We start from the raw sequence: 15,773 nt of genomic DNA on the forward strand, positions 1-15,773 counted from the left end.
TATGCTGTATTACAAACGTTATCTTATCGGCTGGTTTTGTATCAAATCCAGGTACAGGTTTACTTTGTCTTTCAGTTCTTTACGGGGCGTAATGAAATCCAGGAAACCGTGCTCTAAAAGGAATTCCGAAGTCTGGAAACCTTCTGGCAGGTCTTTACCCGTAGTGTCTTTTACAACCCTTGGCCCGGCAAAGCCTATCAGTGCGCCCGGCTCGGCAATGTTTACGTCACCCAGCATGGCGTACGATGCAGTAGTACCACCTGTAGTAGGGTCGGTACAAAGCGAAATGTACGGCAGGCCTGCTTCGGCAAGCTGTGCAAGCTTAGCGCTGGTTTTGGCAAGCTGCATCAGCGATGCCGCTGCTTCCATCATACGCGCACCACCCGATTTAGAAATCATCAGGAAAGGTAGTTTGTTCTTAATGGCATAGTCTATACCGCGGGCTATTTTTTCGCCGACTACGGCACCCATAGAGCCGCCTATGAAAGCGAAGTCCATACAGGCTATAACAAGGTCTTTGCCCTTGCTTTTACCTACAGCAGTACGTACGGCATCTTTAAGCCTGGTTTTATCCATAGCTTCCTTAAGCCTGTCGCCGTATTTTTTAGTATCTACAAACTTCAGGCTGTCTTTACTGGTAATGTCCTTGTCCAGCTCTGTAAATTCGTTGTCGTCAAACAGTATCTCGAAATACTCCTTGCTTCCTATCCTTACATGGTAGCCGTCTTCGGGGCTAACATAAAAATTCCTGGCCAGCTCATCGGCATCTACAATCTTTCCGGTGGGCGATTTGTACCAAAGCCCTTTAGGAACATCCCTTTTGTTTTCAGTAGGGGTTTGTATCCCTTTTTCCGTTCTTTTAAACCAAGCCATAGTCTTAATATTAAATGAAAATGGTTGTTGGTTGCTGGTTGTCGGTTGTTGGCAAAAACCAATAACTAACAACTAACAACCAACAACAGGTAACTAAAGTGTATTTACGTTGTTAAGGTCGGCAAAAGCCTGCTCCAGCCTTGTGTTAAAGGTAACTTCACCTTCACGAAGCCACTTACGTGGGTCGTAGTGTTTTTTGTTTGGCGATTCAGGGCCGTCAGGGCTGCCTATCTGTGTTTTAAGATAGTCTATTTTACCTACCATATAATCACGGATACCTTCTGTAAAGGCAAACTGAAGGTCGGTATCAATGTTCATCTTAATTACACCATAAGAAATAGCTTCCCTGATTTCTTCAAGCGATGAACCCGAACCACCGTGGAATACGAAGTCTACCGGGTTTGGCTCAGTACCGAATTTCTCCTGTACGTAAGTCTGAGAATCGCGAAGGATGGTAGGGGTAAGCTTTACGTTGCCCGGCTTGTATACGCCGTGTACGTTACCAAAGGCAGCAGCTACAGTAAACTTAGGCGATATTTTGCTAAGCTCTTCGTATACGTGGCTTACTTCTTCCGGCTGGGTGTATAGTTTAGAAGTATCTACGTGGCTGTTGTCCACACCGTCTTCTTCGCCACCTGTAATACCAAGCTCTATTTCAAGGGTCATGCCCATTTTTGCCATCCTTTCAAGGTACTTGGCAGAAATTTCGATGTTTTCTTCAAGAGGCTCCTCGCTAAGGTCTAGCATGTGCGAGCTGAAAAGCGGCTTGCCTGTTTCGGCAAAGTGTTTTTCGCTGGCATCAAGAAGGCCGTCTACCCATGGTAAAAGGTTTTTGGCGCAGTGGTCTGTATGAAGGATTACGGTAGCACCGTAAGCCTCGGCTAGTGTATGTACGTGTTTGGCACCGGCTATAGCTCCAAGGATTGAAGCTTGTTGTCCGTTATTGCTTAGGCCTTTACCAGCATTAAATGCGGCACCGCCGTTAGAGAACTGAATGATTACAGGGGCCTTTAGTTTGGCTGCGGTTTCCAGCACACCGTTTATAGTATCAGAACCTGTTACGTTTACTGCAGGTAGGGCAAAGCCTTTTTCTTTGGCCAGTTTAAAGATCTCCTGAACCTGGTCTCCGGTAGCAACTCCGGGCTTAATGTTGTGAGCCATCAGTTATTGGGTTTTTAAAATTTACTTTGACAAAAATAGTATTTTTCAGGTTAGAACGGATAATTAATACCAACATTTAAAACCGACTTGCCGAAATTGTACCCTTTAAACCAGCGGCTGCCTTCGGCCCTGCCCGGGTCGTAGGTTTTAAAGCCCAGGTCGAACCTCAGTACAAAAAAGTTGAAGTCGTAACGGAAACCGGTACCGGTACCCAGTGCCAGGTCGCGCAGTGAATCAATGCCGTTAAAGGTATATTGCGGGTCGGTCTCCGCGTCAAATACGTTCCAGATGTTGCCCACATCGCCAAACACGGCGCCGTACAGCTGCCCGAAGATGTTGTAACGCAGCTCTGTACTGAAGGCCATTTTCATGTTGGCTTCGTTAAAGTCGTTTCGGCTGCCGCTGCTGCCCGGACCCAGGCCGTAGCTTTGCCATGCGCGGTTATCGTTACTGCCTCCGGCAAAGTAGCTGCGGGTAAACGGTATAGAGTTAGAGTTGCCATACGGCACTGCCAACCCAAAGAATGCCCGCATAGCCAGTACGCGTTTGTGGCTCAGGTCCCAGTGCTTTATAAAATCTACCTCGCCTTTAAGGTATTGTGCATATTGCACATCAAAAAAAGTACGCGAACCTACATCTACGTCCTTATTTTCGTCCATAAGCGGGCCAAGCAGGCTCAGCAACCCACCGGCGCTTTCAAATTTGGTCTTGAAAATAAAGAAGTTATTATCGGTAAGGTTTTCCTGTGTGTTTTTTGTGTAGGTGAAGTTACTGCTCCATATCAGGTTGTTTTCGGTAAGCCTCTGGCGGCGTTCTTCCAGGCGGCGTATTTCATCAAAATCGCTTTGGCTGATGCTTACACCGGTGCTGCCACTTTGTACATCGGCTATAAATTGGTTAATACCACCTTCGCCTATGGTAAGGTTATGGTCTGCGTTAAAATAGGTGTCAGACAAACCGGAGTAGGAGTTGGCTATATCATTAATCCTGTCGTAAGAAGATTCGTAAACATTAAAGTAGTTGCCTGCGTTTACATTGCGTACGTATTGCAGGTTCAGCAGGTCCAGCTTGGCGGTATGGTTGCGCTTTGGTGTCCAGTTATAGCTGAGTATACCGGTAAGGTTTTCCTTGTCGAGCCCTATGTTCTTCTGCCTGCCCACACCCACACTCAGCAGGGTGCTGGGTATCATTTCCTTTAAAATTATTTTATTGGTATTTACCGGGAACCACACACGGGGTATGGTTAGTTTGGCATCGGCACCATACTCCAGGATGTTAAAAAATGCACGGTCTTTTATGGCCATATCTCGGGATGAACCTATGTTGCCCCGCGTACCAATGTTAAGCGTTTCTGCCCCACGGAAAATATTCCGTATGGTAACCCCCATACTTCCCTGTATGCCAAAATCCTGTATGTTGCTGTGGTTAAAATCTGCCGCCACATTAAAACGGAAGTTGTCCTTAGGGTTTAGCTTTATGGTGGCAATGAGCGACTGCCCGGTTGCATCGTCAGGGTCTTCTGTATATTCTATGCCGGGGAACGAAAAAATGCCCAGCCTGCTAAGGTAGCGTGAGGTATAGCTGCGGTGCAAAGCCGAATACGTATTGCCCGGGGTTATGAAAATAGGGTCGGTAAGGGCGCGTGGCCTGTAACGCAGCTTTCCGTTTGTATATATGGTAAAGCCCTTATAGTTAGTAGTGTCTATAGCGGCTTCGGGTTCGTAAGGGTTGTTTACGTATATTTTTACCTTGCTTACTTTGTATATTTTAAAAGGGCGTGTGTAGGTAGAATCGCCCTGGCGTACCTGTTCGTTGTCTATAATTACATCTACATTGGCCTTATGCCCGGTATTCAGCGTGTCTACCACATAGCGGATGTAGTTTTGCTCAAACTTCCAGGCACCGTGGTTTTTGTAATAATTGGTTATGCGTTCGCGCTCGGCAACAAAGTCGGTCTCTTTATACTGTTTGCCCTTTTTTAAAAGTGTTTCGTTTTTAGATTTTTGGTAAAGTGTGTCCAGTGCAGGGGTTTCTATATACGCCGCAATGGTATCTACTATATAGGGCGTGCCGGTAATTACATTGTAGTTTACTATGGCGCGGTCTGTAGAAACCGTATCTATAGTGTAGTTAACCTTGGCGCGGAAATACCCCTGCTTGTAGTAGTAGGCATACAGCCTGTTTCTTGATTTTTTTATGTAGTTTTTATCTACCAGTACCGGTGGCTCGCCCGTTTTTTTCAGGAAGTTGCTCACTCCCGAAACTACAAACGACTTGCCCAGGCGGTTTACCTGCTTTTCGCTCAGCAGCCCGGTAAGGAACTTATGGGTGCCGGGTTTGCGCTGCAGCCATGCGTGGTAAGACGAGTCGGGGTTTGGCTTGGCCAGGTTAAACATGTTAAGGCGCAGATGGTAGCCCAGTATGTTACTGTTCTCCTGCTGGTACAGTTGTGCGTAGTGTTCCTCGTCGTTTTTCTTCTCGCCGTTTACGGTTACATTGTTTTCATCAAGCAGGTGTTTTCCCTGCGGAACCCTCTTGGTAAGGTCGCACGAAACAACAATCGCTGCCAGTAATGTAAATAGTGTTATTTTTGTCGCTATATTTCTCAAAACGGTACTGCCGAAACTAAAATCAAAAATACATTTTTTATGCTTAGCAAAAGCCAAATAAAGTTAATAACGGGATTACATCAAAAAAAATACCGAAAAGAGCATAAATTGTTTTTTGCTGAAGGCATAAAGGTAGTGCAGGAATTGCTGCAATCGGGCTTCCGTTTACAACATTTGTATGCTGAACCGGGTTATTTCAATACTATTCCACAATCGAAATATACAGAAGTTACCGAAGCCGAACTGAAAAAAATAAGCGCACTTACCACCACCCAGCACTGCCTGGCGCTTTTTGAAATGCCTGAAGAAACCACTCCTGTTGCTGCCGGCCTTATTGTGGCGCTGGATGATGTGCGCGACCCAGGCAACCTGGGTACCATCATCCGCCTGTGCGACTGGTTCGGGATAGAAACGCTGGTGTGCTCTGAGCAGTGTGTAGATGTGTATAACCCTAAGGTGGTGCAGGCTACAATGGGCAGTATAGCCCGTGTAAATGTGGTGTATACTGATTTGGGCCAATACCTGTCCGGAACCTCGCTGCCTGTTTACGGTACGTTTATGGATGGTGAAAACATTTATACGCAAACTTTACCCAATGAAGGTGTTATAGTGCTGGGCAACGAAGCAAACGGCATTTCTGCAAATATAGAAGCGTTGTGTGGCCAACGTATAGCCATACCGCGCTTTGGTAAGTTACAGCAAACCGAAAGCCTTAATGTAGCTACCGCCACTGCTATTATACTGAGTGAGTTTAGAAGGGCTGAGTGAAGCTACTCCCTTCCCGTTGGGGAGGGTTGGGGTGGGGCTCCCTAATGGAAAGCAAAATTTACAAACACGCCACGTGTTTTCATGCTGGCCACATTGCCTGTGTACGGACTGTTCGGGTCGTTATCGCGTATCAGCTCGTCATCAAAACTGAATACCCCGCGAATTGACGGTGAAAACTTAAAGTATTCAAAGTAAATATCTATACCGGCGCCTATTTCCCAGTTGTTTGTCCAGGTCTTCATCCTGAAATTAGTAGAAGTCAGGTTGTCGTCCTTGGCCTTTTCGTTGGCATCAAAATTCAGCGTGCGTGATAAACCACCTATAAGGTACGGCTTTATATTGCCTGTGCGCGTAGCCGAAAACTTTAATAACAGCGGAAAATGTATGTAGGTGCTTTTTACCTCACGCAGCTTATCCCAGTCTTCTACAAGCCTATAGTCGGTAAAACGCAGGTTGCGCTGTGTGTAAGCTAGCCCGGGTTCAAAACGCAGGTCCAGGTGTTCAAAAAGGCGCAGGTTCCCTATCAGGCCCACGTTAAAGCCTGTTGTCCCCGTTACCTCAATGTCTACAGGAGGAGGGGTTTTGTAGTCAAATTTAAAGTCATAGCTGTTAAAGCCCAGGTAATAACCCCAGTGTACACGTGCCTTGTCAAAGTTTTCCAGGTTAATGATAGGGTCCCTGCCAAAGATGCGCGTGCCCAGTTGAGCATGTGCAAAATAACCTGCAAACAGCAGTATGTATACTAAAAATTTCTTCATTTTATTGTTTTGAAGCCGTATAAATAGTGGCCACGCCCATGGTTTGCGGCATGTGCTTCACCTCTATAAACCCAATTTTACGCAAAATATTGTTCAGCTGCTCACCAAAGGGGAACACTGATGCCGATTCGCCCAGATACGAATAAGCACTGCCTTCTTTACTGAACAGGCGGCCTATAAGGGGTAACAGCACTTTTGTGTGGAATTTATACCCCTGTTTAAACGGAAATTTGGTTGGTACCGATGTTTCCAGTATTACAAATATACCGCCCGGCTTTAAAACACGCAATATTTCGGCAAGGCCTTTTTCCAGTGTTTCGAAGTTGCGTATCCCGAAGGCTACGGTAATGGCATCAAATGTACCATCAGGAAACGGCAGGTTTTCGCTGTCGCCGTATTGTAGCGTAATGCGGTCGCTCAGGCCTTTTTCGGTTACTTTTTTTCGGCCTACTTCCATCATGCCTTCGCTTATGTCGGCGCCTATAATTTTAGGGGCTTTAGTTTCGGCCATCAGTATGGCGAGGTCGCCCGTGCCGGTAGCTATGTCCAGTATGGTTTGCGGGTTTTTGGCCGAAACCAGTTTCAGTACTTTTTTGCGCCACTTAATATCTATACCAAACGATATTACACGGTTAAGCCCGTCGTAATTACCGCTTATGTTATCAAACATTTGTGCTACCTGCTCTTTTTTTCCTAATCCGGAATCTTTATAGGGGGTTACTTGCTGGGCCATTAGATAAAATTACGCCGCAAAGATAAAAATAGTTTTGTTAACGGGGTGGTAATATAAGGTGTAATGTTTTTTACAGCGGAAAGAAGATATTTCTTGCCACGAATTTCGCGAATTATACGAATTTAAGTTCCGTCTCATTATCTGGGTTATTAAGATTGTATAATGAACAACTTTTGAATTTGTGTAATTCGTGGTTTCGCTCAAACTCCTAATCATCATCAATAAAAGGCTCTATATATTCCATAATAAACAGCTGGTAGTGGAAATGCGTTTCCAGCGGGCGGGCGTGGTTGGCTTCCTTTAAAAGCTGTAGCAGGCTTTCTTTAAATTCGGCGGACTCCTGCGTACCCTCAGGCGTGTCTTTACCTACCGATGCATAACTGGTAAACCTGCCCGGATGGTTAAGCTTTTCGTGCATTTCGGAGGTCAGCGCAAAACCGCCTTCGTACATCAGTACAATATCGTTAATGGTGGCTTTTTGGGCTGCATCAAAAAAAGCATCGGGTACGTAGCCGTTATCGGCCTGCAGTTCTTTATCGCCGGGTATGCGGAATATGGCTTTATAGTGTGGCATGTTGTATGGCTAAATTTCTGTAAAGCAATTTAGGGATTATGCCTAAAGCGGGAAAGGGTTTTTAATTGAAAATGTTTATAGGGGTATTTAGCTGATCCATTTGTCCATTATGTCACGGGCCTCTTTCAGGCTATAAACACGACCATGTCTGATGTCGTCTTCACCTTCATTTATAAAATGGTCCAGTTCTTCTTTTGATTCATTCGTTTTCATTGCTGAGGGAATTTTACTAAAGATATAGAATTTTTATTTTTGATAAAAACACTAACTGTTTCAATATCTTAATAGGAATATTGAAACAGTTAGTTCGGAATGATTTTAAGCATTAGCTATGTCACTTGATAAATCCGTTGCTGGGGCATTGAATATAGAAACATTGTATTTTCCGAGTAGCTCAGCAAAAGCACGTTTAGTAAGCCCTGCAAGTTGCGCAGCCTGTCCTAATGAAAGTTTACCCTGCTCATACATTTTTGATGCAGCAGATATAACAAACTCATTGTTGTCTATATCAAGATTGTCGGGTATGTTGAGTGTCAGTGTTTTCATATAACCAAATATACAAATAATATCACTTCCTCACCCACGTTTCAAACACAAACTCCAGCTTGTGCTTTTCGTCTTTTTCGTGGAATACACTTTCAGTAAGCTCCCATTCACTCCCGTCTATATCCGGGAAAAAGGCATCGGCTTCCATTTCAGTATGCACACGGGTAAGCTCAATCTTATCGGCACGGCTTATGCTTTGGGTGTAGATTTCGCCACCGCCTATTACAAAAACCTCGTCGTCCTGAGGGCAGGCAGCAAGGGCTTCATCCAGGCTGTGGACTATGGCGCAACCCTCGTAAGTGTAGCCGGTTTGGCGCGTGATTACAATATTAGTACGGTTTGGCAGTGGGCCGTTCATGCTTTCCAGGGTCTTGCGCCCCATGATGATGCAGTGGCCTGTGGTAAGTTTTTTAAAACGTTTAAAATCATCGGGCAGGTGCCAAATCATGCGGTTGTCTTTGCCAAGGGCATTGTTTTCGGCAGCTGCGGCTATAAGGGTAATGGTCATTTACAGTGGGGTAGAGGCAGGGTTTTCTTTATCCAGTTTTTTTTGAAGCTCGTCTATACGGCGCTGCTGGCGGGCTACCAGCTTTTCTATCTGTTCGCGTTCCCAGGTTTTATTGATAAACGTTTCGGTAACAAATATTTTTATAAAGTGCAGTATAAATATAAATCCCCAGGCGGTAATGCCCCACAGGTACCAGTCGTACTCAGGGTACACCTCCAGCCAGCGGTTAATGATATACAGGAATATACTGCCCACAAAAAACAGTACAAAGTGCAGGTAAACCAGCTTCTTCTGTTTTACGCGTTTACGGGCATATTCGTATAATTCGTGCGGTGTGTTTTCCATTTTCTTAAATCTTAGACTAAAGATAGGAAAAATTAATTAATGGTGATCGTTATGGGCAATGTATACATTGTTGATACAGGTATACCTCTAACTGTTGCAGGTGTTGCTTCAGGAAGGTTTTTCAATTTCTTCCAAATCTTGTTGTCATAATCGTGATTGTCTCCTTCTATTTTTGTTAGTAAAAATTCTCCTGATTCATATACACTAAAGTTTAATATAAGTTTTACTATAAGTTTGCTTCCGTCAGATGTGCTAAACTTAACTTTTTTTATTTTTTCTTGTAAAAGAGTTTTTATACAATCATTTTCTTCCTTTGGGCAGTCTTTTAATGTCGGTAAGGTATCAGGTTCAAGGTATTTCGGTTTTATTTTAAGCTGGCTTAGAATGGTGCTATTTACTGTTTTGTACTTACCAAGTTTTGAATGGTATACAAATGTTTCGTTATAATAGTAAGCACTTCGTTTGTCGGTTTTGGTTGTAATTGCTGGTGTAAAATCCGGTAGATTTGCAAGGTAGGTTTGTATTGCGTTTTTAAGAGGTTCGTATTCACATAAAACATCTGTTTCCTCAGGTATAACTTTTCCATTCTCATCAATTATAATTATAAATGATGCTGATACATAATGAATTTCTCTCTTTCTGAGATCTTCGGTTATTTCATCGGTTAATAGAAGATCAATTGCTTCTTTAATTTTTTCCCGAGTACATTTTGTAGGTAAGCTATCTGCCTTGCATTCAGTAAATGCTGCTTTAATATCCTTGTTTCTGTTTTTATTCTGTGCACACAGGCTTAGTCCTGAGCATAGTAGCAGGATGCAAAATAAATTTTTCATAATTGATTGGTAAGTTGTTTATTATATTACACAGCTACAGCGCCTTTTATATGCGGATGCGGGTCGTAGCCTGTAAGTGTAAAGTCGTCAAACGTAAAATCGAAGATGTTTTTTACCTCAGGGTTCAATACCATTTTAGGCAGCGGGCGCGGCTCACGTGTAAGCTGAAGTTCAAGCTGTTCTATGTGGTTGTTGTAGATGTGCGCATCGCCAAAGGTGTGTACAAAATCACCCGCCTCAAGGCCGCAAACCTGTGCTATCATCATGGTTAGCAGCGCATACGAAGCAATGTTAAACGGCACGCCAAGGAAAATATCGGCGCTCCTTTGGTACAGTTGGCAGCTCAACTTTCCTGCTCCCCCTTCGGGGGTTGGGGGGCTTACGTAGAACTGGAAAAACGCATGGCAGGGCGGCAGCGCCACTTTACCATTGGCTACATTTTCTCCAAACGATTTACCGCCTTCCGGCAATACTCCTGGGTTCCAGGCGGTAACCAGCATGCGGCGGCTGTTCGGGTTGGTTTTCAGGGTGTCTATCAGTTCGGTAATCTGGTCGATGTCCTGCCCGTCCCAGTTGCGCCATTGTGCGCCATACACCGGACCAAGGTTTCCATCCTCATCAGCCCATTCGTCCCAGATGCGTACGCCGTTCTCGTTGAGGTAGTTAATGTTGGTGTCGCCTTTAAGGAACCAAAGCAGTTCGTATATAATCGACTTCAGGTGCAGCTTTTTAGTGGTTACAAGCGGAAAGCCCTCGCTAAGGTCAAAACGCATCTGGTAGCCGAAAACACTGATGGTTCCGGTGCCTGTACGGTCGCCTTTCTGGTTCCCATTCTCCATAACATGCTTCACAAGGTCTAAGTACTGCTTCATTTGTAGGTTATTCGTTAATGCGGTTATACGGTAATTCGATTTAGCCGATTTTACAAAAATAAGAAATTAACCAAGAGGGTTTCCGGTGGGTGCCCATGTGTTTTCCACAACGGTTGTTGATACTTTTTTTTGGTGCCCGAAAAAGGGTGAATATTCCACTTTTTGTTCAAAAAAAGCAAAAAATCTGTGGAATATTAAAAAGTTATAATTTTGATTTTCAGCGGTTTAATTTTTCGGGGTTTGAGGACGTTCCACACGCCTGTGGAATATCTTTTACTGAACGAATGCCTTCAGTACAACTTACAGGTTTTTTAGTTTGTTGTTCATTGTTTGTGGTTCAGTAATCGGCCGAATTACAGTTGCTGTTTTTGGTTTGTTGTTACTGAACAATTACGTTCAGTACTCCGGGCCGGGATATGTTGTATTTTCCCGCCGTAGAGACGCATTGCATGCGTCTGTTGATTTGAAAGTAAAAAAAAACAACCCGAAGGTTGTTGTGTATTATTGTAGGTTGTAAAATTTCTTTATGAGATTGCCACACTCCGCTGCGCTGCGTTCGCAATGACGAACATGAAGAAAGGAGTGATTGTGAGTGAAGCGAATTGTTACATTGCTACATTTTCAAATTGACTAATTACGATTCCCTCTTCGATATTTCATCACGGATTTTAGCTGCCTTTTCGTAGTCTTCGTTTTGCACGGCGCCATCCAGTTGTTCGTATAGTTCCTGTACGGTGAATTGGGCAAAGCCTTCGGTAGGGACAGAGGTTTCGGTGCCGAATGTTTCCGGTTCAGACAGTACGTCGTCGTGACTTTCTTCGCCCTGTTCCGGGTTTATCTTCAGGTAAATACCGGCTTTGTCCAGTATGTTTTTATAGGTGAATATAGGTGCAGCAAAACGCAGTGCCAGGGCTATGGCATCGCTGGTGCGGGCATCAATGATTTCTTCTATGCCATCGCGTTCGCAAATGATGCTGCTGAAGAACACGCCGTCTACCAGCTTGTGGATGATGACCTGTTTTACCACAATGTCAAAACGGTCGGCGAAGTTTTTAAAAAGGTCGTGCGTAAGCGGCCTTGGCGGCTTTATTTCTTTTTCAAGGGCAATAGCAATGGACTGGGCCTCAAAGGCACCAATTACAATAGGTAGTTTGCGTTCACCATCTACTTCATTCAATATCAGGGCGTAAGCACCGTTCTGGGTCTGGCTGTACGAAATGCCCTTAATAGTCAGTTTTACTAAGCTCATCTTGGTTTTTTAAAACAAAAAAACAGGCTATCGGGCAAAGATAATCACTATCTGTACCCGATAGCCCATTCAGGCGGCAAGTTATGACAAAATTATGAGTTTTGTGCCTTGAACGCTTTTATTTTTTCGGTCAGCTTTGGTACGATATCAAAGGCATCGCCCACCACGCCGTAGTCTGCCACCTTAAAGAAAGGAGCGTCGGCATCGCTGTTTATAACCACTTTTACCTTACTGCTGTTAATGCCTGCAATGTGCTGTATAGCGCCCGATATACCTACGGCTACGTACAGGTTGGCAGCTACCGGCTTACCGGTTTGGCCCACGTGCTCACTGTGGGGCCTCCAGCCAAGGTCACTTACCGGCTTAGAGCAGGCAGTAGCAGCGCCAAGTGCCGAAGCAAGGTCTTCTATAATACCCCAGTTTTCAGGGCCTTTAAGGCCGCGTCCGCCCGATACTACAATCTCGGCATCGGCTATGGTAACCTTGCCGCTTACTTTTTCAGAAGACTCTACTTTAACGGTGAAGTCGCCATCGTTTAGCGTTGGTTCAAAAGCTTCTTCCGTTAGTGAGGCTGCTGATTCTATCAGGCCGAATGAGTTTTTGGCTACAGCCAGAACTTTTACATCGGTGCTTATTTCAGTAATGTTGAATGCCTTGTTAGAGAAAGCGTTCCTCTTAACCTGTAGCGGCGACAGGCTTACCGGAAGCGCTACCACGTTGCTGGCATAACCGGCCTCAAGGCCTACGGCTACAAGCGGGGCAACGTAAAGGCTGTCGGTATTGCTTGAGAAAAGCACGAATTTAGCATCCTCCTTTTTAGCAGCCTGCTTCACGGCATCGGCGTATGCTTTTGCGTTAAATGCTTTCAGTTTGTCAGATGTTACCTTAAGCACCTTGTCCACGCCGTATTTGGCAAGTGCCTGGCTGTCGTCGGCATTAATGGTAACGGCAGTAACGGTGGTACCGGTTTCACCGGCTATTTTTTTGGCGTAAGAAGCAAGCTCAAACGCAGTTTTTTTAAATTTTCCTTCGGCCGATTCGGCATATATAAGTATTGACATTTTCTTTGTTGTTTATTCGGTTATTCGGTAATACGGTTATGCGTTAATTCGGTATGAGTGTTATGTTTCGTGGGTTTACGAATAACCGCATAACCCTATAACCACATAACCTCAAAATTAAATTACCTTAGCTTCAGTATGCAGCAGGTTTACAAGCTCGTCAAGGTTGTCAGGGCTTATCAGCTTCACGGCAGATTTAGGTGCCGGTTTTTCAAACTTCACAGCTTTGGTTTTGCTGTCGGCGCTTACCGGCTGCAGTATGGTAAGGGCTTTGGTGCGAGCCGCCATAATACCGCGCATGTTAGGTATCTTAAGGTCTTTTTCTTCCACAAGGCCTTTTTGCCCTGCAATTACCAACGGAAGCTTGGCACTAAGGGTTTCCTTGCCGCCGTCTATTTCGCGTACTGCTTTTACGTCAGTGCCGTTTACTTCAAGGTTGATGCAGCCGTTTACAAAATCGTAACCCAGCAGGCCTGCAAGCATGCCCGGTACCATACCGCCATTGTAATCAAGAGATTCTTTACCGGCTATAACCAGATCGTAACCACCATTCTTTACCACTTCGGCAAGTTGTTTGGCAACAAAAAAGCCGTCGGTAGGGGCGGCGTTTACACGGATGGCTTCGTCAGCACCTATGGCAAGTGCCTTGCGCAGGGTAGCTTCGGCATCGGTGCCGCCTACGTTCACCACGGTAACATTGGCCCCGGCCTGTTCCTTAAACCATATAGCGCGGGTAAGGCCAAACTCGTCGTTAGGGTTTATTACAAACTGGACGCCATTGGTGTCAAACTCGCTGTCGCCATTGGTAAAGTTGATTTTTGCAGTAGTATCAGGCACGTGGCTGATGCAAACTAATATTTTCATTATGTATTGGAATTATAACGTTTGAAATTTTTTGTTAAGAACGAAGTTAATAAAAATATCTGAATAAAAAACTATGCATGCATATTAAATATCATTTTAATCAAAATTTTATATTAAAAATAAAATACTGATAAAAATAAAGCCCTTAACAGGGCTTTTGGTGATTTGTTTCTAATAAAATTCTAAAAAGGCTGAATGCTTGCTTTGGCTTCAGGTTCGTTTATAGCGGTTTCAGTATCAGACACCTTTATATTACTGGCTTCAATTTCGTAAAAATCCTCTACGCTCACTTTTAGTATCAGCCCCGGTAACCCTGAGAACTGTTTTGGCCCGTCGCTGGTTTTAATGTCTTTGGCAAACCATGCGGTGATGGCAAAGTCCTGATAGGTGCCTGTAGCTTTGTAACATTTGTAGCCTGCTATGGTGGCTTTCTCTTTGGTTATCTTCCAGTTGTAGTTTATAAACTGGCCTGCGCGGCTTCCCGGTTTGTCCTGGGTAACATCTTCTGAGCGGATGAGGTTTTTTGCAGCGTCTTTATAATAGGTTAGCTCTGATGGCGATATTACAGTGTAGTTTTTTGCCGGGTCGCTTGATTTGCTGAAACCGCCGTCGTCTGTCATAATAGTGAGCGATTTACCATTGCAGTATACATAGCTGTAAATAGTGGGCGGGTGGGTTGATTTTTCTTTGTAACTGTCTTTTTCGTCCATGGCGCCGGTAAACACTACGTTAACCTTGTCTTTAAGGTGCCTGCCAGTATAGGTGGCGGTAATGGTTTGGGCGCGTAATTGCGCAGGGAGTGCCGCTGCAAAAAGCAGTGCGGCTGCAAAAAGTCTTTTCATGGTTTTTAGGTTTGTTTAAATAACTGGTTTGGTATGATAACGCAGGGCAGGGGCGATAATTATATTGAAGTACAATATTTGACACATATTGCCATAGAAAAATAGTATGAAATAATTTAAAATCTTTATTTTTGCGACACATTTTTAACCACGCGAAAAATTTTCACATGAAAACAATACAGTTCAGGGAGGCGATTTGCGAAGCAATGAGCGAAGAAATGCGCCGCGACGAAGCCATTTACCTAATGGGTGAAGAAGTTGCTGAATATAACGGTGCTTATAAAGCCTCTAAAGGCATGCTTGACGAGTTTGGCCCGAAAAGGGTTATAGATACACCGATAGCCGAGCTTGGTTTTGCAGGTATCGCAGTAGGCAGCGCCATGAACGGCAACAGGCCTATCGTAGAATTCATGACCTTCAACTTTGCCCTTGTAGGTATTGACCAGATTATAAACAACGCTGCCAAAATTCGCCAGATGAGCGCAGGCCAGTTTAACTGCCCTATCGTGTTCCGCGGGCCTACGGCTTCTGCCGGCCAGCTTGCCGCTACACACAGCCAGGCTTTTGAAAACTGGTATGCTAACACCCCGGGCCTTAAGGTAGTAGTACCGTCTAACGTATACGACGCAAAAGGCCTTCTTAAGTCGGCCATCCGCGATAACGACCCGGTTATCTTCATGGAGTCTGAGCAGATGTACGGCGATAAAGGTGAAGTGCCTGAAGGAGAATACACTATCCCTCTTGGTGTAGCCGATATTAAGCGTGAAGGTACAGATGTTACTGTAGTGTCTTTCGGTAAAATCATCAAGGAAGCATATATTGCTGCCGAAGAGCTTGCCAAAGAAGGCATCAGCATAGAAATCATCGACCTGCGTACGGTACGCCCTATGGACCATGAAACAATCCTGGCTTCAGTTAAAAAAACAAACAGGCTTGTTATCCTTGAAGAAGCATGGCCGTTTGGCTCTGTATCTTCAGAGATTACCTATATCGTTCAGGAGCGTGCATTTGATTACCTTGATGCGCCTATACAGCGTATTACCACTGCCGATACCCCTGCACCATACTCTCCGGTACTGCTTAAAGAATGGTTACCTAATGCAGGCGACCTTATAAAGGCGGTTAAGAAAGTTATGTACAAGTAATTTAAATATTGAAGATTTAAAGATTTAAAAAT

Annotated in this window: 18 protein-coding genes; 2 read left to right on the plus strand and 16 right to left on the minus strand. The window is 44.5% G+C overall.

The window, feature by feature from the left end; genetic code table 11:
- Positions 1 to 18: 18 nt before the first annotated feature.
- The 3 genes from accD to tamL form a co-directional block, all read right to left on the minus strand.
- On the minus strand, positions 19 to 873 hold the full coding sequence (accD, locus tag ACZIX4_RS12405; RefSeq protein ID WP_463335955.1) for an acetyl-CoA carboxylase, carboxyltransferase subunit beta: 855 nt from the start codon (positions 871 to 873) through the stop codon (positions 19 to 21).
- Between the two features lie 93 nt (positions 874 to 966).
- Complete coding sequence (gene fbaA / locus ACZIX4_RS12410) at positions 967 to 2,034, minus strand: class II fructose-bisphosphate aldolase (RefSeq protein ID WP_463335956.1); 1,068 nt, start codon at positions 2,032 to 2,034, stop codon at positions 967 to 969.
- A gap of 50 nt (positions 2,035 to 2,084) precedes the next feature.
- Entirely contained in the window at positions 2,085 to 4,643 is a 2,559-nt protein-coding gene (tamL, locus tag ACZIX4_RS12415; RefSeq protein WP_463335957.1) for a translocation and assembly module lipoprotein TamL, read from the minus strand.
- 39 nt (positions 4,644 to 4,682) lie between these two features.
- Here tamL and ACZIX4_RS12420 point away from each other — a divergent pair, with 39 nt between their 5' ends.
- Positions 4,683 to 5,411 (plus strand): TrmH family RNA methyltransferase, encoded by a 729-nt coding sequence (locus tag ACZIX4_RS12420; RefSeq protein ID WP_463335958.1) that lies wholly within the window; start codon positions 4,683 to 4,685, stop codon positions 5,409 to 5,411.
- A gap of 41 nt (positions 5,412 to 5,452) precedes the next feature.
- On the opposite strand, the gene porT is transcribed toward ACZIX4_RS12420, so the two are convergent.
- From porT to ACZIX4_RS12485, 13 genes are all read right to left on the minus strand, one after another.
- Positions 5,453 to 6,169: a type IX secretion/gliding motility protein PorT/SprT gene (gene porT, locus ACZIX4_RS12425; protein WP_463335959.1), complete on the minus strand. Its 717-nt coding sequence runs from the start codon at positions 6,167 to 6,169 to the stop codon at positions 5,453 to 5,455.
- 1 nt (position 6,170) lies between these two features.
- Positions 6,171 to 6,902, minus strand: coding sequence for a bifunctional demethylmenaquinone methyltransferase/2-methoxy-6-polyprenyl-1,4-benzoquinol methylase UbiE (ubiE, locus tag ACZIX4_RS12430; RefSeq protein WP_463335960.1), 732 nt, complete (start codon positions 6,900 to 6,902; stop codon positions 6,171 to 6,173).
- A gap of 208 nt (positions 6,903 to 7,110) precedes the next feature.
- Positions 7,111 to 7,476 carry a hypothetical protein gene (locus ACZIX4_RS12435; protein ID WP_463335961.1) on the minus strand — a complete coding sequence of 122 codons (366 nt, stop codon included), beginning with the start codon at positions 7,474 to 7,476 and terminating at the stop codon, positions 7,111 to 7,113.
- Positions 7,477 to 7,563: 87 nt separating this feature from the next.
- Positions 7,564 to 7,689, minus strand: a complete 126-nt coding sequence (locus ACZIX4_RS12440) for a hypothetical protein (RefSeq protein ID WP_463335962.1) — start codon at positions 7,687 to 7,689, stop codon at positions 7,564 to 7,566.
- A gap of 105 nt (positions 7,690 to 7,794) precedes the next feature.
- Positions 7,795 to 8,022 carry a UPF0175 family protein gene (locus ACZIX4_RS12445; RefSeq protein ID WP_463335963.1) on the minus strand — a complete coding sequence of 76 codons (228 nt, stop codon included), beginning with the start codon at positions 8,020 to 8,022 and terminating at the stop codon, positions 7,795 to 7,797.
- 22 nt (positions 8,023 to 8,044) lie between these two features.
- The gene (locus ACZIX4_RS12450; RefSeq protein WP_463335964.1) at positions 8,045 to 8,530 is read right to left on the minus strand and encodes a dihydrofolate reductase; all 486 of its coding nucleotides are present in this window, start codon (positions 8,528 to 8,530) and stop codon (positions 8,045 to 8,047) included.
- Positions 8,531 to 8,875 carry a 2TM domain-containing protein gene (locus tag ACZIX4_RS12455; RefSeq protein WP_463335965.1) on the minus strand — a complete coding sequence of 115 codons (345 nt, stop codon included), beginning with the start codon at positions 8,873 to 8,875 and terminating at the stop codon, positions 8,531 to 8,533. It abuts the gene before it with no gap.
- Positions 8,876 to 8,907: 32 nt separating this feature from the next.
- The gene (locus tag ACZIX4_RS12460; RefSeq protein ID WP_463335966.1) at positions 8,908 to 9,708 is read right to left on the minus strand and encodes a hypothetical protein; all 801 of its coding nucleotides are present in this window, start codon (positions 9,706 to 9,708) and stop codon (positions 8,908 to 8,910) included.
- Positions 9,709 to 9,734: 26 nt separating this feature from the next.
- Positions 9,735 to 10,580, minus strand: coding sequence for a thymidylate synthase (locus ACZIX4_RS12465; protein WP_463335967.1), 846 nt, complete (start codon positions 10,578 to 10,580; stop codon positions 9,735 to 9,737).
- Between the two features lie 634 nt (positions 10,581 to 11,214).
- Positions 11,215 to 11,829 carry a bifunctional nuclease family protein gene (locus ACZIX4_RS12470; RefSeq protein ID WP_463335968.1) on the minus strand — a complete coding sequence of 205 codons (615 nt, stop codon included), beginning with the start codon at positions 11,827 to 11,829 and terminating at the stop codon, positions 11,215 to 11,217.
- 92 nt (positions 11,830 to 11,921) lie between these two features.
- Positions 11,922 to 12,890 (minus strand): electron transfer flavoprotein subunit alpha/FixB family protein, encoded by a 969-nt coding sequence (locus ACZIX4_RS12475; RefSeq protein ID WP_463335969.1) that lies wholly within the window; start codon positions 12,888 to 12,890, stop codon positions 11,922 to 11,924.
- A 117-nt stretch (positions 12,891 to 13,007) separates the two neighbouring features.
- Positions 13,008 to 13,754: an electron transfer flavoprotein subunit beta/FixA family protein gene (locus tag ACZIX4_RS12480; protein ID WP_463335970.1), complete on the minus strand. Its 747-nt coding sequence runs from the start codon at positions 13,752 to 13,754 to the stop codon at positions 13,008 to 13,010.
- Between the two features lie 182 nt (positions 13,755 to 13,936).
- The gene (locus ACZIX4_RS12485) at positions 13,937 to 14,596 is read right to left on the minus strand and encodes a GLPGLI family protein (protein ID WP_463335971.1); all 660 of its coding nucleotides are present in this window, start codon (positions 14,594 to 14,596) and stop codon (positions 13,937 to 13,939) included.
- Positions 14,597 to 14,763: 167 nt separating this feature from the next.
- Between ACZIX4_RS12485 and ACZIX4_RS12490 the strand changes: the two genes are divergently transcribed.
- Positions 14,764 to 15,741 carry a pyruvate dehydrogenase complex E1 component subunit beta gene (locus ACZIX4_RS12490; protein ID WP_463335972.1) on the plus strand — a complete coding sequence of 326 codons (978 nt, stop codon included), beginning with the start codon at positions 14,764 to 14,766 and terminating at the stop codon, positions 15,739 to 15,741.
- The last annotated feature ends 32 nt before the right edge of the window (positions 15,742 to 15,773 follow it).

The organism is Flavobacterium niveum, from assembly GCF_055231775.1.